This window comes from Klebsiella sp. 141203 (genome assembly GCF_032601985.1).
In the GTDB taxonomy this organism is placed as follows: Bacteria; Pseudomonadota; Gammaproteobacteria; order Enterobacterales; family Enterobacteriaceae; genus Klebsiella; species Klebsiella aerogenes.
Window position 1 is genome coordinate 142,391 of record NZ_JAQIRL010000007.1, and the last position, 22,629, is coordinate 165,019.

20 protein-coding genes and 2 pseudogenes are annotated in these 22,629 nt (G+C 48.5%); 6 read left to right on the top strand and 16 right to left on the bottom strand.

Annotated features, from left to right (window positions below; genetic code table 11):
* Nucleotides 1-179: 179 nt before the first annotated feature.
* The 7 genes from PGR29_RS22530 to PGR29_RS22560 all read right to left on the bottom strand — a co-directional run bounded on the left by PGR29_RS22530 (nucleotide 180) and on the right by PGR29_RS22560 (nucleotide 6,871).
* Nucleotides 180-1,364, bottom strand: coding sequence for a relaxase/mobilization nuclease domain-containing protein (locus PGR29_RS22530; protein WP_316425345.1), 1,185 nt, complete (start codon nucleotides 1,362-1,364; stop codon nucleotides 180-182).
* Entirely contained in the window at nucleotides 1,333-1,770 is a 438-nt protein-coding gene (locus tag PGR29_RS22535) for a hypothetical protein (RefSeq protein ID WP_316425346.1), read from the bottom strand. The genes PGR29_RS22530 and PGR29_RS22535 overlap by 32 nt, the downstream gene beginning before the upstream one ends.
* Nucleotides 1,771-1,965: 195 nt before the next feature.
* Entirely contained in the window at nucleotides 1,966-2,550 is a 585-nt protein-coding gene (locus PGR29_RS22540; RefSeq protein WP_316425347.1) for a hypothetical protein, read from the bottom strand.
* 61 nt (nucleotides 2,551-2,611) lie between these two features.
* Nucleotides 2,612-2,860, bottom strand: coding sequence for a hypothetical protein (locus PGR29_RS22545; RefSeq protein ID WP_004168107.1), 249 nt, complete (start codon nucleotides 2,858-2,860; stop codon nucleotides 2,612-2,614).
* A 55-nt stretch (nucleotides 2,861-2,915) separates the two neighbouring features.
* Nucleotides 2,916-3,791 (bottom strand): hypothetical protein, encoded by an 876-nt coding sequence (locus PGR29_RS22550; protein WP_004168112.1) that lies wholly within the window; start codon nucleotides 3,789-3,791, stop codon nucleotides 2,916-2,918.
* 9 nt (nucleotides 3,792-3,800) lie between these two features.
* Entirely contained in the window at nucleotides 3,801-4,952 is a 1,152-nt protein-coding gene (locus PGR29_RS22555) for an AAA family ATPase (protein WP_023299218.1), read from the bottom strand.
* A complete protein-coding gene (locus PGR29_RS22560; RefSeq protein ID WP_316425349.1) occupies nucleotides 4,952-6,871 on the bottom strand; it encodes a DUF262 domain-containing protein in 1,920 nt (639 codons plus the stop codon). The genes PGR29_RS22555 and PGR29_RS22560 overlap by 1 nt, the downstream gene beginning before the upstream one ends.
* 428 nt (nucleotides 6,872-7,299) lie before the next feature.
* Between PGR29_RS22560 and PGR29_RS22565 the strand changes: the two genes are divergently transcribed.
* Together PGR29_RS22565 and PGR29_RS22570 are read left to right on the top strand one after the other, a co-directional pair.
* Nucleotides 7,300-7,866: a type IV secretion protein Rhs gene (locus PGR29_RS22565; protein ID WP_316425350.1), complete on the top strand. Its 567-nt coding sequence runs from the start codon at nucleotides 7,300-7,302 to the stop codon at nucleotides 7,864-7,866.
* Complete coding sequence (locus tag PGR29_RS22570; protein WP_087858371.1) at nucleotides 7,863-8,204, top strand: putative T6SS immunity periplasmic lipoprotein; 342 nt, start codon at nucleotides 7,863-7,865, stop codon at nucleotides 8,202-8,204. Before PGR29_RS22565 ends, PGR29_RS22570 begins: the two co-directional genes overlap by 4 nt.
* A gap of 40 nt (nucleotides 8,205-8,244) precedes the next feature.
* Here the strand turns inward: PGR29_RS22570 and PGR29_RS22575 are convergent, their stop codons facing one another.
* Complete coding sequence (locus PGR29_RS22575) at nucleotides 8,245-9,114, bottom strand: phosphorothioated DNA-binding restriction endonuclease (protein ID WP_045394768.1); 870 nt, start codon at nucleotides 9,112-9,114, stop codon at nucleotides 8,245-8,247.
* A gap of 179 nt (nucleotides 9,115-9,293) precedes the next feature.
* Between PGR29_RS22575 and PGR29_RS22580 the strand changes: the two genes are divergently transcribed.
* Together PGR29_RS22580 and PGR29_RS22585 are read left to right on the top strand one after the other, a co-directional pair.
* Nucleotides 9,294-9,926 (top strand): HNH endonuclease, encoded by a 633-nt coding sequence (locus tag PGR29_RS22580; RefSeq protein WP_087858372.1) that lies wholly within the window; start codon nucleotides 9,294-9,296, stop codon nucleotides 9,924-9,926.
* Nucleotides 9,927-9,953: 27 nt separating this feature from the next.
* Nucleotides 9,954-10,948: pseudogene (locus PGR29_RS22585) on the top strand (hypothetical protein).
* Between the two features lie 89 nt (nucleotides 10,949-11,037).
* On the opposite strand, the pseudogene PGR29_RS22590 reads toward PGR29_RS22585, so the two are convergent.
* The 7 genes and pseudogenes from PGR29_RS22590 to PGR29_RS22620 all read right to left on the bottom strand — a co-directional run bounded on the left by PGR29_RS22590 (nucleotide 11,038) and on the right by PGR29_RS22620 (nucleotide 18,858).
* A pseudogene (locus PGR29_RS22590) lies at nucleotides 11,038-11,381 on the bottom strand (DUF1294 domain-containing protein).
* 115 nt (nucleotides 11,382-11,496) lie between these two features.
* Nucleotides 11,497-12,216: a DNA/RNA non-specific endonuclease gene (locus PGR29_RS22595; RefSeq protein WP_410477042.1), complete on the bottom strand. Its 720-nt coding sequence runs from the start codon at nucleotides 12,214-12,216 to the stop codon at nucleotides 11,497-11,499.
* Nucleotides 12,217-12,533: 317 nt separating this feature from the next.
* Nucleotides 12,534-15,683: a CusA/CzcA family heavy metal efflux RND transporter gene (locus PGR29_RS22600; protein WP_213795102.1), complete on the bottom strand. Its 3,150-nt coding sequence runs from the start codon at nucleotides 15,681-15,683 to the stop codon at nucleotides 12,534-12,536.
* An 11-nt stretch (nucleotides 15,684-15,694) separates the two neighbouring features.
* Nucleotides 15,695-16,957 (bottom strand): efflux RND transporter periplasmic adaptor subunit, encoded by a 1,263-nt coding sequence (locus tag PGR29_RS22605; protein WP_316425354.1) that lies wholly within the window; start codon nucleotides 16,955-16,957, stop codon nucleotides 15,695-15,697.
* 44 nt (nucleotides 16,958-17,001) lie between these two features.
* Nucleotides 17,002-17,346 (bottom strand): cation efflux system protein CusF, encoded by a 345-nt coding sequence (gene cusF, locus PGR29_RS22610; protein ID WP_316425355.1) that lies wholly within the window; start codon nucleotides 17,344-17,346, stop codon nucleotides 17,002-17,004.
* Between the two features lie 17 nt (nucleotides 17,347-17,363).
* Nucleotides 17,364-18,749, bottom strand: coding sequence for an efflux transporter outer membrane subunit (locus PGR29_RS22615; RefSeq protein WP_316425357.1), 1,386 nt, complete (start codon nucleotides 18,747-18,749; stop codon nucleotides 17,364-17,366).
* A complete protein-coding gene (locus tag PGR29_RS22620) occupies nucleotides 18,736-18,858 on the bottom strand; it encodes a hypothetical protein (RefSeq protein WP_257394921.1) in 123 nt (40 codons plus the stop codon). The genes PGR29_RS22615 and PGR29_RS22620 overlap by 14 nt, the downstream gene beginning before the upstream one ends.
* 64 nt (nucleotides 18,859-18,922) lie before the next feature.
* On the opposite strand from PGR29_RS22620, the gene cusR reads away from it, so the two are divergent.
* Complete coding sequence (gene cusR, locus PGR29_RS22625; RefSeq protein ID WP_047046104.1) at nucleotides 18,923-19,606, top strand: copper response regulator transcription factor CusR; 684 nt, start codon at nucleotides 18,923-18,925, stop codon at nucleotides 19,604-19,606.
* Complete coding sequence (locus PGR29_RS22630) at nucleotides 19,596-21,038, top strand: Cu(+)/Ag(+) sensor histidine kinase (protein ID WP_316425359.1); 1,443 nt, start codon at nucleotides 19,596-19,598, stop codon at nucleotides 21,036-21,038. Before cusR ends, PGR29_RS22630 begins: the two co-directional genes overlap by 11 nt.
* A gap of 54 nt (nucleotides 21,039-21,092) precedes the next feature.
* Here PGR29_RS22630 and PGR29_RS22635 read toward each other — a convergent pair whose 3' ends face one another.
* Entirely contained in the window at nucleotides 21,093-22,214 is a 1,122-nt protein-coding gene (locus PGR29_RS22635) for a cupin domain-containing protein (protein ID WP_087858382.1), read from the bottom strand.
* Between the last annotated feature and the right edge of the window lie 415 nt (nucleotides 22,215-22,629).

Genomic DNA, 22,629 nt, shown 5'->3' on the forward strand with positions numbered 1-22,629 from the left:
TCGATGGCTGGCTGGCTAAAGTAAAATCACTTGTACCGATCGATGTTTGAATCGTGATAGGTAAAAGCTATCATAAATAGTTTATCGATCTGTAATAACGATCAATTTATTGTTGACTTATCCTAAATTAACCACTACCCAAACGATATTGCTGTCAGGGATAAGCGGTAAGATTTTGTTTATAAATGAATTTTCCTTTCTTTATGTAAAGGTCGGGCGGCATAGAGATTTGAGAATCCAGGGGGGAGGGGCTTGTGAAGAATGCTCTTACCATAGCTTCGGAGAAGCTCTGCAAGCCTTCTAAGAAATGGAAGCCAGCCGATAAGCCTGAGATGCTTTTGCTGGTTAACCGCATTCTTTTGGAGAATCTTCTCAACGATCTCGTTTCGTCTGTCTTTTCTGAGTCGCAGTTCGAGTTCAGCAATTTTTTCACTGATACTTTCCTTTTGCTCCCTGGTTTCCAAAATTGTTGCAGGAGCAGGAGCAGGAGCAGGAGCAGGAGCAGGAGCAGGAGCAGGAGCAGGAGCAGGAGCAGGGATAGGGATAGCTTCCTTTGTCGCTCGAAGAACTTCTAAGTGGCTTTGTTTGTAGTTAAGCTGCTTTTGAAGATTTACCCATGAGTATGCCTTTCCAAGTTGAGATGCCTTGAAAGCTATATTGCGGTATTCGAAAGAGAAGCCGTTCATCTTACCGGTAGAAGCAATGTTGGCCTTACAGCCGACTTCTGAATCTTCGAGTCGCTTAATAAAAGTAAGAAGGTCGGGCTTATCAGTCATACTTTTATCAATGATCTGCTGAAGGGATTTCTTGGGACAGGGAACACCAGTCCGTTCTGATAGCATTTGTTCGTTGCGAGAGATTCTTTTCCGCTTCGGTTGTTTATTTGAGAGGGATGGTGCTGTCTTGGTCACTGTCAGGTTATGAGTAATTTCAAGTTCACTGATGATCCGTGTGCTTATAAGATTTTCGTTCCTACCTAAGTAGAGCTTCCCACTGGCAATGTCGATTCTGCTGGCGATAATGTGTATATGCTTGCCTTCGTCGTCATGAAGCACATAGCAACAGAGGTGAGTATCACTAAACCCCATCTTTTTCATATAGTCGTCAGCTATCTTTGCCCATTGGTCATTCGATAGTGATTCACCATCAGGTAAGCGAAGCGAGTTGTGCCAAACTGGTTTTGCGACATCCTGGCGAAGATGCTTGGTGCTATCGAATTCAGTGATCAGTTCAAGGGCTGAATCACCTAACATGTTCCCGCCAATGACGACTGGATCACTTTTGTGGTGTGCTCCCGGTTTCAATGCGTATTGGACCACACCAGCAAAGTTCTTACCCCTGCGAATCTTCCGCATACCCTTCATTCGGGAGGCTCCATATACTGTCACTTAAAAGATTCGTGCGAAGCTCTTCAAGTTGTCGCTTCACAGCGAAAAGCTCTGTATGAGTAAGGTGACTATCTTTGCTCTTACCATCTATGTGGGCCGCAATGCGATTTAGTTTTTGCGATATGTCGGTTAAAGCTATCCATGCTTTGGTATTAATCGCAGGTATAACGGGAGGTAACTTTTGAAGGGAAGCCATACGAAGCCACTCTCCTTTTTTATAAGAGCCTCGCTTTATATTCAGGAGTTGCAGTTCTTCAACATTCAATCGGACACTGACACAATAGCTTCTTACTGCTTCTGAAGGAATTTTACTTTTATTAAAACTACCACGGCGGGAAGTTTTGGATAGATCTATGTTATCTGTATAAAAACTCTCTTTCATATAAACTCCATTTTATATGTTACTGATTGATAAGCATAATCCGTATGCTTCATATATCATTTATACAATTAATTAGTAGTTTGTCAATCAGCAACCTTGATTGTGTAGGTGTTCTTTTATTGTCTGACTGAAAGGAAGCAAGAAAAGCAAGAGCTTTATAGAACGGTGCAACCGCTTCTATAAATTAGCTCTTGCTTATTCATATGATTTGTATTTCTTTTCATCTACTATATTTATTATGGACGATGAGGTTTTATATATCAACTTTACATTGTTTAAAGATATATTGTGTTTGCTAATAAAATATAAGAGATCCAATAGCATCTGTTCTTGCCGTTCTTGTGGAAACTCTAATTTTACGATTGGAGTAAATTCAACAATAAAACCACTATTCAACAGTAGTTTTATGTAGCTAAATGAGTTTGGCGTAAATGTTTTGATTTTTATTATTTTATTAGTAATTAGATGCTTATGGTTTATAATAATGTGAGGGTTGAGCAGTGCCATATCATATGACATGAATGTTAAACCATGACTATCTATTATGTTCAAGTCGATACCAAGTTGTATAAACAAATCGATTATTGCTTTGCTATGTATCCAGTTATAAAATAAAGGTGTCCTTCCATAGTTATCTAAATGATATAGGTCGGCTCCTGCAGCTAAAAGAGATGTTGTAAGTAAATAGTCATTAGAATAAAATAATGGTGTACGACCACAATTATCCTTTAAGTTTATTAAACCATTGTCTATGAATATATTAGATAAATTATTGTGCATTTTACCTCCTTTTATCATTATGTATATTGAAAAAAGGAGGTTGTCAATATTCAGAGGTTAGTTAACCACCAAATGTTTTTTTCTTAGGTTGTGGGGGCTCTGCATTAAGTATGATGGTTTTAATATTTGCATTTATTTGATTGATATTATCAGTCAATATATTAATGACTGATAATGCTTCTACAGGTGTGCTAAATGGTGATTCTAAAAACACGCCTGAGCCTTTCAAAAATATATGGTAAGTGAGTATACCATTTTCTTCATTTTCATAGATATCATAAACTTCATTTACTGTTTCGTACAATTTCATTATTATTCTCCTTGATAATGATGGTTTATTTCAATGGGCTCGCGATATCACTACCTTATAAATGATCTCCAATGTGAGCAATAGCGATTTGTGCCGGTCTATCAGGAATTCTATTAAAGAAGCCAAAGTATATTCTATTGTAGTAATAAGTTCCTTTTCGATTAGTATTGTCCATGTATTCAAGTTTATAATGGAATTCACAATTCACGTCTTTATAGATACAATCACCCACTTTAAAATCACGTTTTAATTCCCCTATGGCTCGTTTATTTTTGCCTCCACCTTCTGGTGTTACAAGATAAGGTAACGATGAATTCATAATTCTAATGTTATGTTGTGAGTCATTAGGTATAATTGTATAGTTATTAACAAAATAAAGAAATTCAGTGATGCTTTTCAAAAAATTTTCATATCCACCTTCAATTCTCCTAATAAAATTAAAGGATTGTGGTGGGTTATCCAAAAAAATGACATTCTTGAAAATGTTTTTAATATTGTCAGCATATTCATCACAATCCGCTGGGAATTCATCAAGGATTTTCTTAGAAAGATCAATTATTTCACTTTCACTAGAAACTGTATTATCCTTTTTTAAAGGTATGTCTGGAGATTGATAGGCACAGAGTTTTCTTTCGGCAAGTATCGATGGGGATGTATTGATAATATTTAGAAGTTCATTGCAGCCTATTTCATCCAATAAACTAATTTGGCCTATTTTATAATACTCATTAACAAGGCCACCGTAATCAGGGTTTGTTGAAAATAATTTAGTGACAAATTTGCCATCAAATTCATTGGAGCGAAGAAACTTTATAAAATCTGAATCCACTCTCTCTACAAGTGCTTTAAGATCTTTAATCTGGTTAAAAATCTTAATTTGTTCTTCTTCAAGAGAAAAACTATCTATGAACAAGCAAACACCTGCTTTCATGAAATCCCCTTAATTTTCAATATCAGGAGTATTAAATGATCCTGTCATAATTGTATACATATCAATTGATTGCTGGTCAAAGAATCCTTTCGGCCAACTTGAAAGTTTGCCATCTTTGCCAATAGCTATTTTTTCTGCAGTAGATTCATTATTCTCATGAGAAATATAAAATAATGAAATTAGGTCAGGTGAAAAGTCAGGAGATGTTCTTGCTACGACACGAATTCCGTTGAGAAGGTGATCGCTATGAGTTTCTATCAATACCTGTACTCCCGCTTGAGCGGTGTAAGCTATCAATCTACCCATATAGCTTTGTCCTCTGGGGTGCAAATGTGCTTCTGGGTTTTCTAAAACTACTAATTCGCCCGGTTTTGCTAATAGCAATGCTGAAACAATACTCAAAGCATAGCTATAACCAAAACCAATGTTTTTGGGTTTAGTTTGTTTTCCTGACTCAGCCTGTATTGTGTTATAAGCAATGTTTGCATTGACTTCCAGTTTAGGCTGTATTTTATAATTTGGAGAAATTTCATCCATCCAAGCCTGAATATTATTTGCAACCCTGACATTACTAAACTTATGATGTATTCTTGGGTCATTCTTGTTTGGCGAATCATCTTTGAGTATCAGTCTATCTTGTCTGTTCATTATAGTGTCTAATACTTCAATAACATATTCGCCTTTTTTCCCTAACCAATCGCTGTGGAAATTGTGTTGTGACAAGGAAATATTATCTCGTGGACCAATTCGTTCAGCTTCAATATATTGAAAATTAATTGAATCTATAAAGCCTTTTATTGTGTTGATGCTATCATTACCCGAAATACATGGAAGTTCATTACGAAGATTTGCAGAATCCTCTTGTGTCACTCCCCAACTGACTTCACATTCTTTAGTGGATAAAGTTATTTTCAGTTGATCATCATCGGAAATAAAATCATTAATAATATCTTCAATACGACCAATATTTATTAGTTCACCATTTAGCTTTAAATCATTTTTACTTCCAAAATCAGACTGCAATACCATACCTATGGCTTGCATGACTGTACTCTTACCCACAGAGTTGTTACCACAAAATACATTCAAACCTGACAAATTAAACGATTGTTCTTTGTATGATTTGAAATTTTTAAGTTTTATCGATTTGATAGGAAGCATTACACATAGTCCTCATTGGTACTAATAACTTTAATGTCTGTGCTATCTTCAAGAATTTTCGCAAAAGAATTGAATCTATATAATATGGTTATTTTCTTCCCAGTTGATGTAGATATAGAATCCTTGAAGCCTCGTTCTGCTTCAATGTAAGTTTGAGAATCCCATGTAGCATAGTCTTTTGAATTGCTCTCAATAGCAGAATATAGGGCATCGACTAATTTATCAGATTGTTTCAACAATGAATTTTCTTGTTCATCAGTTAGATGATAAAAGTAGTAAATTATCACTTCATAAAGTTGCTTACTTATAGGCGATGTATTAGAACCAATCTCTTTTATGAAAGCTAAATCACCGAAAACTTTATAGGCAAGGTTTAAAGCCCTCAAATATTTTCTTTCTATTTGAAGATACTCAATACATTCATTCGAAATGTAAGCATTCCCTAAATCAACTTCTTTTTCATTTATTAAGTTTAATTTATATAGATTTAGATTTCCCATGGCTTTTGATAAAAACTTATCATAGGAGTTAAAATTATAATTTTTAAAGCCAAGAATTATAAATGCAAGAGCAGAAAGGCAAAGCTCCATATCCTTTTGTCTATCTGACTTAACCTTACCATGGGTTGCTTTTTTAAATTCCTTTTTCGAGGATAAGTAACGTAAAAACTTAACACTTGATCCTTGATTCAGGGCTGAACGAATTTCTTGGTCGCTTAACTTAACACCATATGTATTGATACGGTGGAATAATTCAACAATGAGATCAGTGCTATCTTTATTCATTTCAATAAAGTAAGCCGTGATTTCATATTCTCTTATAGCTCTTTGTTCTGTTCGAGTCAGTTCACCAAAATCTTTACCATTCAAATCCTCAAGGATTTCAAGCTTAGAAAGTTTGAATTCTCCACTCATAAAATCGTAGATTGTTGTGATTCGTTGCAAACCATCAACGACGACCCATCTATCTTCAGTAATTCTGTCCCCAAAATAAAATACAGGGAGGGGAAGCTTTAAGAGAATAGATTCAATTAACTTAGACTTTTTCTCATTATTCCAAATACGATCTTTTCTCTGAAAATCGGGTTGCAACTCAATATCGCCAAAATGAACTCGATCAAAAATTAGAGATAAAACAGGAGTCTTTGAGGTGATTCTTGCTACACCAAGTTTAGCTTGTAGAGTTTTTAATTCCAAATTCAATTGTGACGATGTTGTATCATTTTCACCATCATCTACTCCATAAGTTTTGGATGACTCTATAAGTTCTTCTACCGTAGTGTTATTGCTAATTTTTAATGTTGGCACCTCGATATTATAATCAAGAGTTACAACTGAGTTAGCCATATCAGCGGAAAGCTCTTTAAAGCTATTGAGAGTTACCTCAACCTTTTTTGAGGCAATTTCGGATGGGAATTTCTTCAAAACTATTTGATAAGCGTCATCAAGGCTTTTAACTAATTCAACCTGCTGTTCATAAATTTTTCCAAGATTCAAATTGAGAAAATTATCAATCTTTTTTCTCAGAACCCTAAATTCAGAACCTTGAACTTCTGATAAGGTTGCTGCGTCATGGACATTATGACTACGTAATAATAGATGTTTTTTCTTTTCATACTTAAAATGTTGAATGTAGGGCAAGTTAGCAAATATTGTTTCTGGTTGGTTCCTGCTTGAAGAACTACCGTAAAGTACCTGCTCTACATTACAAAAACCTCTAATATTTAAATTGGCATAAATAGCTTCAAGCTCAGATAATGAACGTGTCTTAGTTTCAGAATTAGATGAAACTTTATATTTACCGTTCTCACGTTCAATGCTTAAAATACATAATGGAGGCGTAGCAGGGTTAATTGGCTGTAACTGTTTGCCAAAAAGAAGATTTTCGATGTCGTTTAGCACTTGTTCAAAGTTAAGCATTAGTGCTTCCTAAATCCATGTTAGAATTGAAAACCATCCTATAGATTACCATCATTTCATCGGTGGTTCAATTTTTATCTTTACTTTGATTGGATATTGCGTTATGCGTTTAAATAACTATGTTGCGTGATGGTATTTATGATGGTATTGATTATAATGCAATCTGAAAATGGTATACAAACCAATGAGGTAAATGCGATGTTCGAGTTCGGCCTTCGCACCAAACCGATCACATAACCGTCCAATCGCCTCTTTTTTGTCTAAAGACCAGTATCTGTTTAAACACTCCGTGTAACGAATGCGAATACTGCATTCCCACCAAATACGCTAAGTCGGCTGCAATTTTTTTCGGATAAAAATCTTTCCCTTGTCGATTGCATTGGCGTACGATAAATAAACAATACCGCTGCAATTCAGAGGGATTTTGAATGCCTGTAAACGAGAGGATTAACGCGACATCCGGGACACGTATTAAGCCCGGTGGAACGAGGCTTATAACCACTGGTGAGATTGGGTTAGCAAGAACGCTATTTAGCTACGGTCTCCGGTACAATACAGTGTGGATTCATCGGGAAAGTTATTTGCCGTTCAATCTGCAGCCTACTGATATTGCTATGAGTCCTAACGGAGAAATGTGGTTTAGGGAAGACACCTACTCCCATGATTTTTCAATGGAAGTTGATGTGCAGAAAAAACATAGATTCATGCATGAGTTAATGCATGTATGGCAAGCGCAGCACGGAATGTTTGTTAGAACCAGAGGGTTGTTCTCCCGATTTGCTGATTACAGTTACAGTTACAGTTTAGACAAGGAGAACATACGACATTATAGCTTAGAACAGCAGGCTTCATTAGTTAGTGATTACTGGTTGTTGCAAGCTTACGGTTTTAAAAATTATCTGTATCTGCCTGCATTACGAGATTATGATCATAAAGAATCTGACTATACATTGCTTCAAAAATATAAATTAGTTATGAAGGGATTTCCACAATGAAGAGATTCGCTATCTTACCTTTAACTTTTCTTATTTCCGGTTGTCCTGGTGGTAATCCTGCGCCACACCCAAGAGATACCATTATTAATGGAGAGCATCTTTGCTTTAGTTTGGATAAAAGGGATGTATTGAATTACTACACTATTGATTCAGGCGAAAACGGTAAGACGCAAACGGTAATGAGTTCTGGTTATGACAAGTTAATGTCATCATATCCTGACAATTGCATCGATATTGAATGGAAGAAGAATCATACTTATGTCATTAACTACGGTTTAAATAATAAAAAATATGTTCATGAATTCTTTATTGATAGTGTTGGGACGTTGACTAAATAGCGGAGGGGTGACTCCGTGACATATAGTCGCGTGCCTTACCTCACCCCCTAAATACCTCTCTCCTGTGCCACTCCACAAATCCCTCTTTCGGGTAACAGTCCTTCCCCTGAGGCAATCCAATTTGCTTACCATCAAAATCCCAGAACAGCTTTCCGACAATCCCGCCGCCGTTAACCGCGGGAGAAATCTGTACCCGCATATGCTCATCCAGGCCAATCGAACCTTTATCAAATGCTTTGTGGTGAATGGCGCATAGCGCCAGGCCGTTGGGAATTTCACATGGGCCGCCGTGCTGCTTCCATTTGATATGCGCAGCCTCCAGCGCGACGGAGGTGTTGTCATGGCGCATATTAAAGCCGCAGATAGCGCATTCATAGTTATAAGCGCGTAGCACCTGCTGGCGGAACAGCGGGTCGCGTTCTTTGCGAATTTGCTGGATATCAAACCCCATCTCATCGGCGATCTCTTCCTGAATACTCTCCGGGAAATGGGCCTGCAGGATCTGATGCGCCAGGGTGTTAATCAGCCTCTTATTCTTGCTCAGCAGCGCGAAGTGCTCTTCGTCAAAGCCGCCCGCGACGTGATAGGTTTCCAGTTCTTTAGAGGGTGGCTGTCTGCTGCCTTCAGTTGAACATTGCTCAGCGTTGCGTAATTCCCAGAAGCCGTCGCCTTTTAGACGCCAGAAAGGCATATCGGGGCGGTATTGCGCGCGCTGTGGACCAAAACGCTCCAGCAGGCTATGTAACTCATCACGAACCTCTGAGGCGTAATCGAACATCCGCGGATGTCCGTGCTGGTAATGCGACAGCACGTGCAACAACAGCAGAGGTTTATGCGGCGCGCGCTGTTCGCCTTTGCGCCAGATAGTGATATTGGCGATCGCTTGTTGCAGAGTTTTACTAGAAGGCATCGCGTTACGTATTTTGCTAAATAATTGCGATGATGCTCGCAAAACTGCTGTCGATCAAGCCACCGGGATTCGATATCCAACCCAAGTCTCTTTTCAACTATCACCATGATTTATCTATTCGAAATTTATTCCGCTTTCTATCTATAATGAGGTCACTCATCATCAAATAGCTCAGCCATATGAAACGGTTGCCAGATCATCTATCGCGAGAATGCATCATCGAAGCCATCCGCGCGTACGACGAGGGTATAGCGCATCAGTTTAAAGACGCGCGTCTGTATGAAGTCGAATTCGAGGGACGTCGTTATCCCTCTAAAGCTATCGTTGGGATAGCGGCCACCATGGCGACAAAAACGGAGTTCACGCCGGCGGATTTCAGCGGTGGGATCAAATCCAAATGCGTCCGTCTGTTGCTGGAACAAGGATTCAAGATCGTTCAGGAGCGAGTAGATGATGCCGGCATTACCCTTTTTCCCGACGAGCTACAGACGAAAAGTGAGTTTGTGGAAGGGGCTGCGGTTCAGGTTATGGTTAACCGCTATGAGCGCGATCGCCAGGCCCGCGAGGCGGCGTTGCGCTATCACGGCCCCCAGTGCCAGGTGTGCGGCCTTGATATGGCTAAGCGCTACGGTGATATCGGCCAGGGCTTTATCCACATTCATCATCTGGTGCCGCTATCGGAGATTAAACAGGACTATCGTCTGGATCCGAAAACTGACCTGATCCCAGTTTGCCCCAACTGTCACGCGATGCTGCATCGGCGAAACCCGCCATATACGCCAGATGAATTAAAAACTCTGATACAATCATAGTAATACTTTCATAAACGGATTTGAAAAATGGCATTATTTAATATTGCTGATAAAAATTTAGTTGCGCTGGAAAAAACTACCTACTCAATAGAGGGTTTCAGGAACGTTACGATTTGCAAGAAGCTATAAAAAATAATATTGATATCCTTGCACCTGATTGTCTTGTCATTGCTGAGGAATTTTCAGATTGGGAGGACAGCAGAAGACGGATTGACTTATTAGCGATTGATAAGCAGGCTAATCTTGTCGTAATAGAGTTAAAGCGAGATGAAATCGGCGCTCATATGGAATTACAAGCATTGCGTTATGCAGCTATGATTTCTACAATGAGTTTTACAAAAGCATGCGAATATTATCAGTCATATTTAGGTACTGATTCAGATGTTAATGCTAAAGCAAAAATATTAGAATTTATTGGTCTTGAGGAGAATGAGCTCTCTGACTTTGGTAAGGATGTTAGAATTGTTCTTGCTTCAGCTGATTTTGGGAAAGAACTGACCACTACAGCGATTTGGCTGAGAGATAAAGGTGTTGATATTCGTTGTGTTCGTCTTACACCTTACAAGTTTAACGATGATATACTAATAAATGCAGAGCAAATAATTCCGGTTCCTGAATTAGAAGAATATCAAGTTAAGTTCAGAGAAAAACTGGTTGAGCAAAATATAAGTAGCCAGAAGTCTGAAAAAGATTACTCTGAATATAGGTATAATGGTGGTATTTATAATAAGCGTAAGTTAGCCCTTGAATTATTTACTGATTGGATAAATAAGCATAATCCCCACAGCCTTGAGGACATTTATACTAAGCTGGGTGATATTCTCAAAAATCGAACAATTGTTTTGGCTGATCAAGTTCCTGATGGGCGAAAGAATCGATATCATTTGAGTGAAGATGCGGTAATTGAGCTTCAATCTGGCGAAGTTATCGCAATATCGAACCAATGGGGGCTTGGTAATATCCAGCGTGTAATTGATTTTTTACGACGCGATGGTTTTATTATTGAAAAAGTAGAGCAATAGGTAGTAAAAAATATTGCTCAACGCTGCGTTTGCAGACCTGGTGTTGAGCATATTGAGCGTATATGTAGTGATAATAAATTACACCAACCCTACACCCCATATCCCCGGTACAGCCAATACCCGCCAACCAGCACCACAACATTCAGCACGATGCTAATAATGAAATACGTTCTGAATGGCTGCTTCTGGGTTTTGTGGCGAAAACACTGCTGCCCGGCAATCGCGCCCGGCCATCCGCCAAGCAGGCCGAACGTCAGCAGGGTGGATTCCGGGATCCGGCTCCAGGCTTTACGGGCGGCTAATTTGTCGATGCCGTAGATAAGCAGGTCAGCACGTTCGCCAGCAGGAACCACATGGCGATGGAATGGGGCAGTAACACGCTGCCGACGGCGGCGATGGCCAGCAGGAAGTAACAAAAATAACCGAGCTTCATACGATATCAACAGCGCTTAGCGGTGGCAGAGACGGCAACTATACCTGGTTTGCTGGCTGGCGGTAAGACGCCGATTGTTAATCGCGACAGGTCGACAACTTTACCCCTCCGTTCCCTACCTGCAACCCATTTCCCGCGCCAACCTCCCCGGCTGCGTTTTTAAGGTTGCGGCAATGGCCGCCGGCAGTGCCGACCACAGCGTCAAATGCGGACTGGTACGGCGCTCAATCTCCGCCACCGTCACCTGATGGTCGCAAAAATTAGCATCGCGCGGCGTCGCCTGGTCCAGCACAAATGCCGCGTACTGGCCGCTCTGCGGACCATCATTGAGGAAAATAATCTTCCAGTAGCCGCTGGGGATCTCCACGCCCGGCGCGGCGGGCAGGGTGGCGATATGCCGCTCGAACAGCGGCCCGGTAACCGCATAAACCGCCGTCACCCCCGGGCGCTCGGCTAACGCGCGCTCCGCGTCTTCCAGCCGCGCCCATGCTCCCTGATTCAGCGCCGCTTCCTGCGGGGTGATATTCGACAGATAGTTCAGCGCAGGCCAGTCCGCCGCGCCGCCGAGGCTCGCCAGCGGCGCCTGATGGCCGCGATCGACCGCCAGTAAAGTATTAGCCCGGCGATAGTCGGCGGGCGCCAGGGTATCGGCAGCGGGGAGATCGGGGTCCTGTTTCCACACTCTCTTACGGTTGCTTGCCTCGCTGGCGCGGGTGATTTTATACGCTACCCAGTTGGCCAGCTTACGGTGAGGGTTGTTGTTCAGCGTGTAGGCCGCGCGGAAGAGCGTCTGTTGACTGCTGCCGGTTGGGCAGCCAACTTCACAATTATCCATCTTTACTGTCGCGGCATGGCAGGGGGATATCGTGCTCAGGGCGGAAAGTAATAACAGCAAAAATAAACAAGGTGGAAAAGGATTCAGGTTCATCGATAGCGCTCATTGAATTAAGGCCCACCTTTTCTCCGCGTGATAAATACGCAGCCAGGGTGAGCAAGAAAATCAATGAAGCTAAAGGGAATAACGTCGAGTGAAGGCCGAGTGGCGCAGAGGATGAGATAATATGAGAGCGGGTGAGGGTTAAATGAGGTAATTGCTTGTGGGACTAATAATAAAAAAGCCCGCCGGTGAAATACCAACGGGCCTGCCTTTATTTATTCTCCACGCTTGCCCCGATGCCGGTACAGCCACATCAGCTTATATGCCGCCGGAATGATAAATAGCGACAGCAGCGGCGCGGTGATCATCCCGCCAATCATCGGCGCGGCGATACGGCTCATCACTTCCGAACCGGCGCCGGTGCCCCATAAAATCGGCAGCAGGCCGGCGATAATCACCGCCACGGTCATTGCCTTTGGCCGCACGCGCAGTACCGCGCCCTGATACAGCGCCTCGTCGAGCTTATCGGCGCTGAAGGTCTGTGGGTTCTCCAGCGATGGCTCCGCCTCGATGGCGTGGCGCAGATACATCAGCATCACCACGCCAAACTCCGCCGCCACCCCGGCCAGGGCGATAAAGCCGGTACCGGTAGCCACCGACAGATGGAATCCCATCCAGTAGAGGAACCAGATCCCGCCGACGAGGGCGAACGGCACGCTGGTGATAATCAGCAACGCCTCGCCGAATCGGCGGAACGCCAGGTACAGCAGCACGAAGATAATCATTAGCGTCATCGGCACCATCAGCTTCAGCTTCTGATTGGCGCGCTCCAGCAGCTCAAACTGCCCGGAGTAGGAGACGCTGATGCCCGGCTTCAGCTTCACCTCTTTGCCGATGGCCTGCTGCAGATCGCGCACCACCGATACCATGTCGCGGTCGCGAGCGTCGATGTAGATCCAACTGGTCGGGCGGGCGTTCTCGGTCTTCAGCATCGATGGCCCGGTAACGACCTTAACCTCGGCGACGTCGCCGAGCACGATCTGCTGCTTCAGCGGCGTGAGGATCGGCAACTGGCGGAGGGTCTCCGGGCTATCGCGATAGCTCTGCGGGTAGCGGATGTTGATCGGATAGCGCTCGACGCCCTCTACCGTTTCGCCAACCATCGCGCCGCCGATGGCGGATGAAACAAACAGCTGCACATCGCCGACGGTCATGCCGTAGCGGGCCGCCTTCTCACGATGAATATCAATGTTGAGGTAGCGCCCGCCGACCAGCCGCTCGGCTAATGCCGAAGTAACTCCCGGCACGGTGCGCGCCACCACTTCAATTTGTTCGGCGATGGCGTCGATATCGGCCAGGTTAGTGCCGGAAACTTTAATGCCGATCGGGCTCTTGATGCCGGTGGAGAGCATGTCGATGCGGTTGCGGATCGGCGGCACCCACAGGTTCGCCAGCCCCGGCAAACGCACGGTTTTATCCAGCTCCTCGACGATCTTCTCCATGGTCATCCCCGGTCGCCACTGGTCCTGTGGCTTAAGCTGAATCGTGGTCTCTACCATCTCCAGCGGCGCCGAGTCGGTGGCGGTTTCGGCCTTGCCGGTTTTGCCGAACACCCGCGCCACTTCCGGCACCGTCATGATCAGCTTATCGGTCTTTTGCAGCATATCCGCCGCCTGCGCAGCGGAGATCCCCGGCAGCGTTGACGGCATATACAGCAGATCGCCCTCGTTGATCTGCGGCAGAAACTCGCCGCCGACCCGGTTAAGCGGCCAAATCACCGTCAGGATCGACAGGAGCGCGATCAGCAGGGTAGTCTTCGGCCAGTGCAGCACCTTTAGCAGCAGCGGGTGATAAATGCGGATCAAAAAGCGGTTCAGCGGGTTGCTGTTCTCCGCAGGGATCTTGCCGCGGATCCAGAAGCCCATCAGGATCGGGATCACCACGATCGCCAGCAGCGCCGCCCCGGCCATCGACCAGGTTTTAGTGAAGGCCAGCGGGCCGAACAGTTTGCCCTCCTGGCCTTCGAGGGTGAAAATCGGGATAAACGACAGAGTAATGATCAGCAGGCTGATAAACAGCGCGGGGCCGACCTCCACCGAAGCATCGGTAATGATTTTCCAGCGCCTGTCGTTGCCGAGCTTCTCTCCCGGGTGCTGATGTTCCCACTCCTCCAGCCGCTTGTGGGCGTTCTCGATCATCACGATGGCGGCATCGACCATCGCCCCCACCGCAATGGCGATCCCGCCCAGCGACATGATGTTGGCGTTGAGCCCCTGGAAATGCATCATGATAAAGGCGAAGCACAGGCCGAGCGGCAGCGAGATAATCGCCACCAGCGCAGAGCGCACGTGCCACAGGAACAGGGCACAGACCAGCGCGACAACGATAAACTCTTCCAGAAGCTTGTGGCTGAGGTTGTCGATGGCGCGGTCGATAAGTTGGCTGCGGTCGTAGGTGGTGACCACTTCAACCCCTTCCGGCAGGCTGCTTTGCAGCGACGCCAGCTTCTCTTTGACCGCCGAGATCACCTCGCGGGCGTTCTTGCCGGAGCGCAGGATCACCACGCCGCCGGCCACTTCGCCCTCGCCGTTAAGCTCGGCGATACCGCGGCGCATCTCCGGACCAATCTGCACCCGCGCGACGTCGCCGAGGTAGACCGGCACGCCGTTGTCACCGGTTTTCAGCACGATATTTTTGAAGTCGTCGAGCGTTTGCAAATAGCCGCTGGCGCGCACCATATATTCGGCTTCCGCCAGTTCGACGGAAGAGCCGCCCGCCTCCTGGTTAGAGGCGTCCAGCGCCGATTTCACCTCGCCGAGGCTGATGCCGTACTGGGTCAGCTTCATTGGGTCGACGACAATCTGATATTCCTTGACCACGCCGCCTACCGAAGCCACTTCCGAGACGTTAGGAATGGTTTTTAGCTCATATTTTAAGAACCAGTCTTGCAACGAGCGCAGTTCGGCGAGGTCATGTTTGCCGCTGCGGTCGACCAGCGCGTACTCGAAGACCCAGCCAACCCCGGTGGCGTCAGGGCCCATTTCGGCGCTGACCCCGGCGGGAAGTTTGCCCTGCACCTGGTTGAGATACTCCAGCACCCGCGAGCGCGCCCAGTAAGGATCGGTGCCGTCTTCAAATATTACATACACGTAGGAGTCGCCAAACTGCGAGAAGCCGCGCACCGTTTTGGCGCCGGGGACTGACAGCATGGTGGTGGTCAGCGGCCAGGTAACCTGATTTTCGACGATCTGCGGCGCCTGCCCCGGATAGCTGGTTTTGACGATCACCTGTACGTCGGAGAGGTCCGGCAGAGCATCCACCGGGGTATGGACGATGGTCCAGGTCCCCCAGATGCTGAGAAACAGCGCCGCCATCATCACCAGGAAACGGTTGGCCACCGAGCGGCGGATAATCCATTCAATCATTGTTCCGTTCCTCAGTGCGCGTGGGCGGCGGGGGCCGCTGTATCGGGATCCTGCGCGCGCATGCGCTCCAGCGCGCCGGAGATATTGGCTTCCGAGTCGATCAGGAACAGGCCGCTGGTGACCACCTGCTCACCCTCTTGTAGCCCGCTGCGAATGGCCGTAACGCCGGCGGACTCATGGAATACCTGCACGAGCTTCGGCACGAAGCGCCCCTCGTTATCCATAGTAATCACTCGCTGCTCGCTACCGCTGTCGATCAACGCTTTTGATGGGATCAGCAGCATCGGCGCGCTTTCGCTGGTCAGTTTCAGATAAGCGTTCATCCCCGGCTTCAGCGCGTCATCCGGGTTGTTGACCTGCAGGCGCAGCTGCAGGGTACGGGTGGCGCTATCGACGCTGGGGAGAATGGTCCATTTGTTGATGTTGAAGGTTTTGCCCGGCCAGGCGGGAACCTGAATGGCGAACTGCGAGGCGTCTTTAATCAACCAGGCGATGGATTCCGGCACCGCCACGCTGACCCACACCGGGTCCATGCCCTGAATTTTCGCCACCACATTATCTTTGGCGATATTCATTCCGGCACGCAGATCGAAGGCGGTAATAACGCCATCGATCGGCGCTTTGAGGGTAAAGCGGGTCTGGATTTTACGCGTGGTTTTCAGGCGGCGGATATCGTCATCCGGCATCCCGGCAAGGCGTAGGCGTTCGAGGATCCCCTCAACCTGCGTGGTGGTACCCCCGGTCTCCTGCAACAACAGATATTCGCTCTGCGCTTCCACCCAGTCCGGGATGGTCAGCTCGAGTAACGGCGTGCCTTGCTTGACTTTGTCGCCGACGGTCAGCGGATAGACTTTATTGATAAAGCCCGCCGCCCGCGCCTGCATAATCACGTACTGATACTCGTTGTAGCTGATGTTGGCCGGGAAGGTCTGGGCGTAGCGCAACGGCCCGCGGCTGACCGCGGCGGTTTTTACGCCGAGATTCTGGGTCTGCGTCGGGTCGATACGCACCCCCGGCGCACCGGCGGCGGCACTCTCCTCATCAGCGTATTTCGGCACTAGGTCCATATCCATAAACGGCGATTTACCCGGTTTATCAAAGCGAGTATTCGGGTACATTGGATCGTACCAGAACAGCACTTTGCGCTGCTGCTCGGTCGCGGATGCGCTATTCAGGGGCGGCGTCAGTCGGGTATACAGCGCCGCGGTAAGCGCGCCGCCAATTACCATGCTGCCGAGGATCAGCGCCGTATTTTTCAGTGTCAGGGATGCCATGTGTCGTCCATTCAGTTGTTGAGGAGCCTACCGTCGCCGGGCCGTTATTGGGCGCGGATATCCTGTAACAGCGACAGATTGCCCTGCTGAACGAAGGTGAAATCCACGCTGTCGCCGTTCTTCACATTGTTGAGCTGTGTCTGCGGGGTGATGGTGAAGCGCATGGTCATCGGCGGCCAGTTCGCCGCCGGGATGGCTTCGTGGGCGATAGTGATTTTTTTATTATCCATATCAATGGCTTTAATGATGCCTTTGCCAGTGATGCTTTGCGTCTGAGTGGCTGCGGGCTGCTCGTGCATTGCCATACCGGCGTGCGGGTCGGCGGCCTGGGCCGCGAACACTGCGCCAGAGAACAGGGTGAACAGGGCGAATTTAGACAGTGAATTCATAATCAAGACTCCTCGGGTTATTCCATCCAGCCGCCGCCGAGGGCGGTGAACAGGGTGATTTCATTAGCCTGACGGGAATAGTTGAGTTCCAGCAGGGTTTGTCGGGTGGTGAAAATGTCGCGCTGGGCGCTCAGGACTTCGATGTAGCTGACCGCGCCGTGACGATAGAGCGCAGTAGCGCGCTGCAGGGTGATATTTAGTGAAGCGAGATAGCGCTCCTGGGCGGCAATTTGATCGGCCAGGCTCTGGCGCAGGGCCAGCGCGTCGGCCACCTCTTTAAAGGCGGACTGTATTTTTTGCTCATAGTTGACCACCTGCTGCTGCTGGCGGATCTCCGCCAGGTCAAGGTTGGCCTGATTACGCCCGGCGTTGAAAATCGGCAGTTCAATTTTGGGGATAAAGTTCCACATCGCGCTGCCGGCGTTAAACAGGCTGGAGAGCTCGCTGCTGCTGCCGGAGAGCGAGCTGGTCAGGGTAATCGATGGGAAGAAGGCCGCCCGCGCGGCGCCGATATTGGCGTTGGCCGCCAGCAGGCTGTGTTCGGCCTCTAAAATATCCGGCCGCTGCAACAGGATCTCTGAGGAGAGCGACGGCGGCAGGGTTACGCCTTTCAGGTCCACCGCGCTGCTGGCGCTATCGTCCGGCAGCCGTTGATAGCTGCCGAGCAGTAGCTGCAGGGCGTTATTGGCCTGCGCCAGTTGACCTTGCCGTTTGGCGATATCGGCGCGGGTGCTTTCGATCATGCCGCGCGCCTGTTCCAGCGCCAGGACGGTGGTGCTGCCGGTCATCAGTTGTTTTTCGACGAAGGCGTAAGACTGCTGATAGTTCTGTAAGGTGTCGTTCGCCACCTGTAGCTGCGCTGCCGCCAGCCGCTGGTTGAAGTAGCTTTGTGAAACGTTAGTAATCAACAGGATATGCACCGCGCGCCGCGCCTCTTCGCTGGCGAAGTAGTTCTGCCGGTCGGCCTCGCTAAGGTTTTTCAACCGGCCAAAGAAGTCGAGGTCGTAGCTGAGGTTTAAGCCGGCGGCATAATCGCTGCTGGTGGTGGTGTCGCCTCTGAGCTTGCCGCCATAGGTGGTGCTGCCGTCGCCGTTAAGCTGCGGGTAGCGGTCGGCGTCGGTGACCCGGTACTGGGCGCGGGCTTCCTGCACTTTCAGCGCCGCCATCCGTAGATCGCGATTGTTGGTCAGCGCGGTACTAATCAGGCTTTTTACCTGTGGGTCGACGAAAAAGGTGCGCCAACCAGTCTCCTGGTAGCCCGCTGTCGCAGTAACCAGTTTGTTCTGGCTGAGAGAGAACTGCTGCGGCACCGGCGCGGTGGGGCGCTGATAGTCCGGAGCAAGTGACAGACAGCCGGTTAAGGCGAATATCACGCTGAGAGAAAGAAGCTTAATTGGGCGCATGACGGCAGACGGTTTTCGGCGATTTATCAATGGCGGATACTTTACGCAGCGGGCTCTGTTCAACGCGTGACAGGAAAATGACAAAGCTGTCATTTTCCTGATATTTCATTGCTATCCGGAGGGGCTCCTCTAAAATTGAATACCCGCACAGAGCGCGCGTGAAGGAGCCAGCCGTGAAGATTTTGATTGTCGAAGATGAGAAGAAAACCGGGGAGTACCTGACCAAAGGGCTTACCGAAGCCGGATTCGTCGTCGACCTGGCCGACAACGGCCTTAACGGTTATCACCTGGCGATGACCAGCGACTACGATCTGCTGATCCTCGACATCATGCTGCCGGACGTCAACGGCTGGGATATTGTGCGCATGCTGCGCGCCGCCAATAAAGGGATGCCGATCCTGCTGCTCACCGCGCTTGGCACTATCGAGCATCGGGTGAAGGGGCTGGAGCTGGGCGCCGACGACTATCTGGTGAAGCCCTTTGCTTTTGCGGAACTGCTGGCGCGGGTGCGCACTCTGCTGCGTCGCGGAGCGGCGGTAATAGTAGAAAGCCAGTTTCAGGCGGCCGATCTCAGCGTTGATTTGGTCAGCCGCAAGGTGATGCGCGGCGCGACTCGTATCACCCTGACCAGTAAAGAATTCACTCTGCTGGAGTTCTTCCTGCGCCATCAGGGCGAGGTGCTACCCCGCTCGCTGATCGCGTCGCAGGTGTGGGATATGAATTTCGACAGCGACACTAACGCCATCGACGTGGCGGTGAAGCGGCTGCGCGCCAAAATCGATAACGACTTCGAGCCGAAGCTTATCCAGACCGTGCGCGGCGTCGGCTATATGCTTGAGGTGCCGGATGGCCGCTAAGCGCCCCTTTTCGCTGGCCACCCGGCTGACCTTCTTTATCAGCCTCGCCACCATCATCGCTTTCTTTGCCTTCACCTGGATCATGATCCATTCGGTGAAGGCCCATTTTGAAGAGCGCGACGTTCACGATCTCAAGCAGCTCAGCACCACGCTTGAGACGGTGCTCAACCACGCCGACTACCCGCAGGCGCGGCGGCTGGAGATCTTAAAAAACGTGATTGGCGGCTACGCTAACGTCTTTATCTGTCTGGATGATGCCGAGGGCAATATCTTATTTCAGTCGCCAGACGGCCCGGAACTCAGCCATATTATGAGCACGCCGGGGCTGGCGATGAAGTTGCGCGACGGTAATGTGATTTCATGGACTGACCCGCAGCCGCGGGAAATGGTTCATGATAATCATCAAATGGAGACCCGCTCCTGGCGGCTAATCATGTTGCCGCTGGGCAAGCAGTCGGACGGTAAACCGGCCTGGCATCTGCTGATGGCTTTATCGATCGACTTTCACCTGCACTATATTAATGAACTCAAAGCGAAGCTGATTTCCGCGGCGTCGATAATCAGCCTGTTGATTATCGCCATCGTGCTGTTTGTGGTCTATCAGGGGCACAAGCCGATTCGCCAAATCAGCCGCCAGATCCAGAATATTACCTCGCGGGATCTCGATGTACGCCTTGACCCACAGGCGGTGCCCATCGAGCTGGAACGGCTGGCGCTGTCGTTTAACCATATGCTGGAGCGGATAGAGGATGTCTTTACCCGCCAGTCTAATTTCTCCGCCGATATCGCCCATGAAATCCGTACGCCGATTACCAACCTGGTGACGCAAACCGAAATCGCCTTGAGCCAAAGCCGCAGCCAGCAGGAGCTGGAAGAGGTGCTCTATTCCAATCTCGAAGAGTTTTCGCGCATGTCGCGGATGGTCAGCGATATGCTGTTCCTTGCCCAGGCGGATAATAACCAGTTAATCCCTGAACAACGGGCGCTGGATCTGGCCGAGGAAGTGAATAAGGTGTTTGAGTTCTTTGAAGCGTGGGCGGAAGAGAAAGAGGTGGCGCTGCGTTTTGTCGGTAGCCACTGCCGGGTGATTGGCGACCCGCTGATGCTGCGGCGGGCAATCAGCAACCTGCTGTCGAACGCGATCCGCTATACGCCGGCCGGACAGGCGGTGACCATTCAGTTGAGCGAAAGTGCCGAAAAGATCCGTCTGGTGGTGGAGAACCCCGGCGCGCCGATTGCTGCTGAACATTTGCCGCGCCTGTTTGACCGTTTCTATCGCGTCGACCCGTCGCGCCAGCGCAAAGGCGAGGGCAGCGGCATCGGTCTGGCGATTGTAAAATCGATTGTCAGCGCCCATCACGGCAGCGTAGCGGTGCAGTCCGATCTGCGCTCTACGCGCTTTATTATCGTGCTGCCGAAATATGCGCAATAACGGCTGAAAGCAAGCGGGCAGCGCCAGGCGGCTGCCCGCAGTATTGCCGTTCTTTTACTCTTCGAAGTACCAGTAGCCCTGATTAATCAGCCGCGTCAGCTCGCTCACGAATTCTGGATTTTGCAGGCCGCTGCCGAGCTCTTCTTGACCTAATGAGGTATAGCGGCACAATGCATCCAGCGCTTCGGCATCGGTGGTATCCAGCTGTTCGCTATGTACGAAGAAGCTGTCGCCGATATGCAGAACGCGCAGTCCGCTCAGGCGAGAAAGCTTTTCGCCGCCCAGCAGCGCATCGACCACTTCCTCTTCTTCATATGCCGGTTCCGCCGGAGCAATATCCAGCTCGTGACGCGGCGTGGTGACGAAACTGCCGAACCACTGCTTGAAGTCTTCTGGTTGGCGAATCATGTCGATCATCATGTTGCGCAGACGGTCGAGTTCATACTCTTCAACCCGGCCCGGATGGTCGCGGCAGGTGAGGTCCGGATCGCTGTAGTGTTCGCCGCCGAGATCGTTTTCCAGCACATAGTCGGCGAAGCTGCTGATCAGGTCGCGGCCATTTGGACCGCGGAAGCCGACGGAGTAGTTCAGCGCCGTTTCGTGAGTTACGCCGTCGTGCGGGAATCCCGGTGGAATATAGAGGATGTCGCCCGGCTCCAGATCTTCATCAATGATCGGTGGGAACGGATCGACGTGCAGCAGTGCCGGATGCGGACAGAACTGACGCATCGGCAGTTTATCGCCCACGCGCCAGCGGCGGCTGCCCATGCCCTGAATAATAAAGACGTCATACTGATCGATATGCGGGCCTACGCCGCCGCCGGGGACGGAGAAGGAGATCATCAGGTCGTCTAAACGCCAGTCAGGCAGCACGCGGAACGGGCGCACCAGCTCGGCGGCCGGCATATGCCAGTGGTTTACCGCCTGGGCCAGCAATGACCAGCCGCTTTCGCCCAGCCCGTCGAAATGCTCAAATGGACCGTTACTGGCCTGCCATTTACCGTTGACCAAGCTGACCAGCCGGCTATCGACTTCCGGCTCCATGGCTAACCCGGCCAGCTCGTCTGGCGTGATGGGGTCGATGAAGTTCGGAAACGCCTTCTTTAATACGACCGGCTGCTTTTGCCAGTACTTCTCTAAAAACTCGGGCCAGTTAATGTTGAGTTGATAAGCCATAGATTATTACCAATAGGAAGAAACGGCTCTGATTATAGAAAGATGACGAAGCGGGGCGCTTTGTCATGGGTCAAGAGTGGTGCTTAATTCACCATTGGCGTGATAGCGGCGGTGGGGAAACGAGAAAAATCGCGTTTTCGCAAAAAAGTGGTTTCGGTAGGGAATGCGCTGCAGGCCGCATGAACACTGGGTTTTGTCGATTCGGTCTTAACGCGGATAAATGTGAAAAGCTTAATAAATGAGCGCTTGATAAGTTTTTTGTATTTTAAGGCTTGCTATATCTCAGCAGCTCCCTATAATGCGCTCCCACTGACACGGCAGATGTGAATCACTTCACACAAACAGCCGGTTCGGTTGAAGAGAAAAATTCTGAAATTCAGGGTTGACTCTGAAAGAGGAAAGCGTAATATACGCC

Coding starts and splice junctions, on each gene's coding strand:
- PGR29_RS22530 (WP_316425345.1), bottom strand. CDS start 1,364: ATGAAGGGTATGCGGAAGATTCGCAGGGGTAAGAACTTTGCTGGTGTG.
- PGR29_RS22535 (WP_316425346.1), bottom strand. CDS start 1,770: ATGAAAGAGAGTTTTTATACAGATAACATAGATCTATCCAAAACTTCC.
- PGR29_RS22540 (WP_316425347.1), bottom strand. CDS start 2,550: ATGCACAATAATTTATCTAATATATTCATAGACAATGGTTTAATAAAC.
- PGR29_RS22545 (WP_004168107.1), bottom strand. CDS start 2,860: ATGAAATTGTACGAAACAGTAAATGAAGTTTATGATATCTATGAAAAT.
- PGR29_RS22550 (WP_004168112.1), bottom strand. CDS start 3,791: ATGAAAGCAGGTGTTTGCTTGTTCATAGATAGTTTTTCTCTTGAAGAA.
- PGR29_RS22555 (WP_023299218.1), bottom strand. CDS start 4,952: ATGCTTCCTATCAAATCGATAAAACTTAAAAATTTCAAATCATACAAA.
- PGR29_RS22560 (WP_316425349.1), bottom strand. CDS start 6,871: ATGCTTAACTTTGAACAAGTGCTAAACGACATCGAAAATCTTCTTTTT.
- PGR29_RS22565 (WP_316425350.1), top strand. CDS start 7,300: ATGCCTGTAAACGAGAGGATTAACGCGACATCCGGGACACGTATTAAG.
- PGR29_RS22570 (WP_087858371.1), top strand. CDS start 7,863: ATGAAGAGATTCGCTATCTTACCTTTAACTTTTCTTATTTCCGGTTGT.
- PGR29_RS22575 (WP_045394768.1), bottom strand. CDS start 9,114: ATGCCTTCTAGTAAAACTCTGCAACAAGCGATCGCCAATATCACTATC.
- PGR29_RS22580 (WP_087858372.1), top strand. CDS start 9,294: ATGAAACGGTTGCCAGATCATCTATCGCGAGAATGCATCATCGAAGCC.
- PGR29_RS22595 (WP_410477042.1), bottom strand. CDS start 12,216: ATGGATAATTGTGAAGTTGGCTGCCCAACCGGCAGCAGTCAACAGACG.
- PGR29_RS22600 (WP_213795102.1), bottom strand. CDS start 15,683: ATGATTGAATGGATTATCCGCCGCTCGGTGGCCAACCGTTTCCTGGTG.
- PGR29_RS22605 (WP_316425354.1), bottom strand. CDS start 16,957: ATGGCATCCCTGACACTGAAAAATACGGCGCTGATCCTCGGCAGCATG.
- cusF (WP_316425355.1), bottom strand. CDS start 17,346: ATGAATTCACTGTCTAAATTCGCCCTGTTCACCCTGTTCTCTGGCGCA.
- PGR29_RS22615 (WP_316425357.1), bottom strand. CDS start 18,749: ATGCGCCCAATTAAGCTTCTTTCTCTCAGCGTGATATTCGCCTTAACC.
- PGR29_RS22620 (WP_257394921.1), bottom strand. CDS start 18,858: ATGAAATATCAGGAAAATGACAGCTTTGTCATTTTCCTGTCACGCGTT.
- PGR29_RS22630 (WP_316425359.1), top strand. CDS start 19,596: ATGGCCGCTAAGCGCCCCTTTTCGCTGGCCACCCGGCTGACCTTCTTT.
- PGR29_RS22635 (WP_087858382.1), bottom strand. CDS start 22,214: ATGGCTTATCAACTCAACATTAACTGGCCCGAGTTTTTAGAGAAGTAC.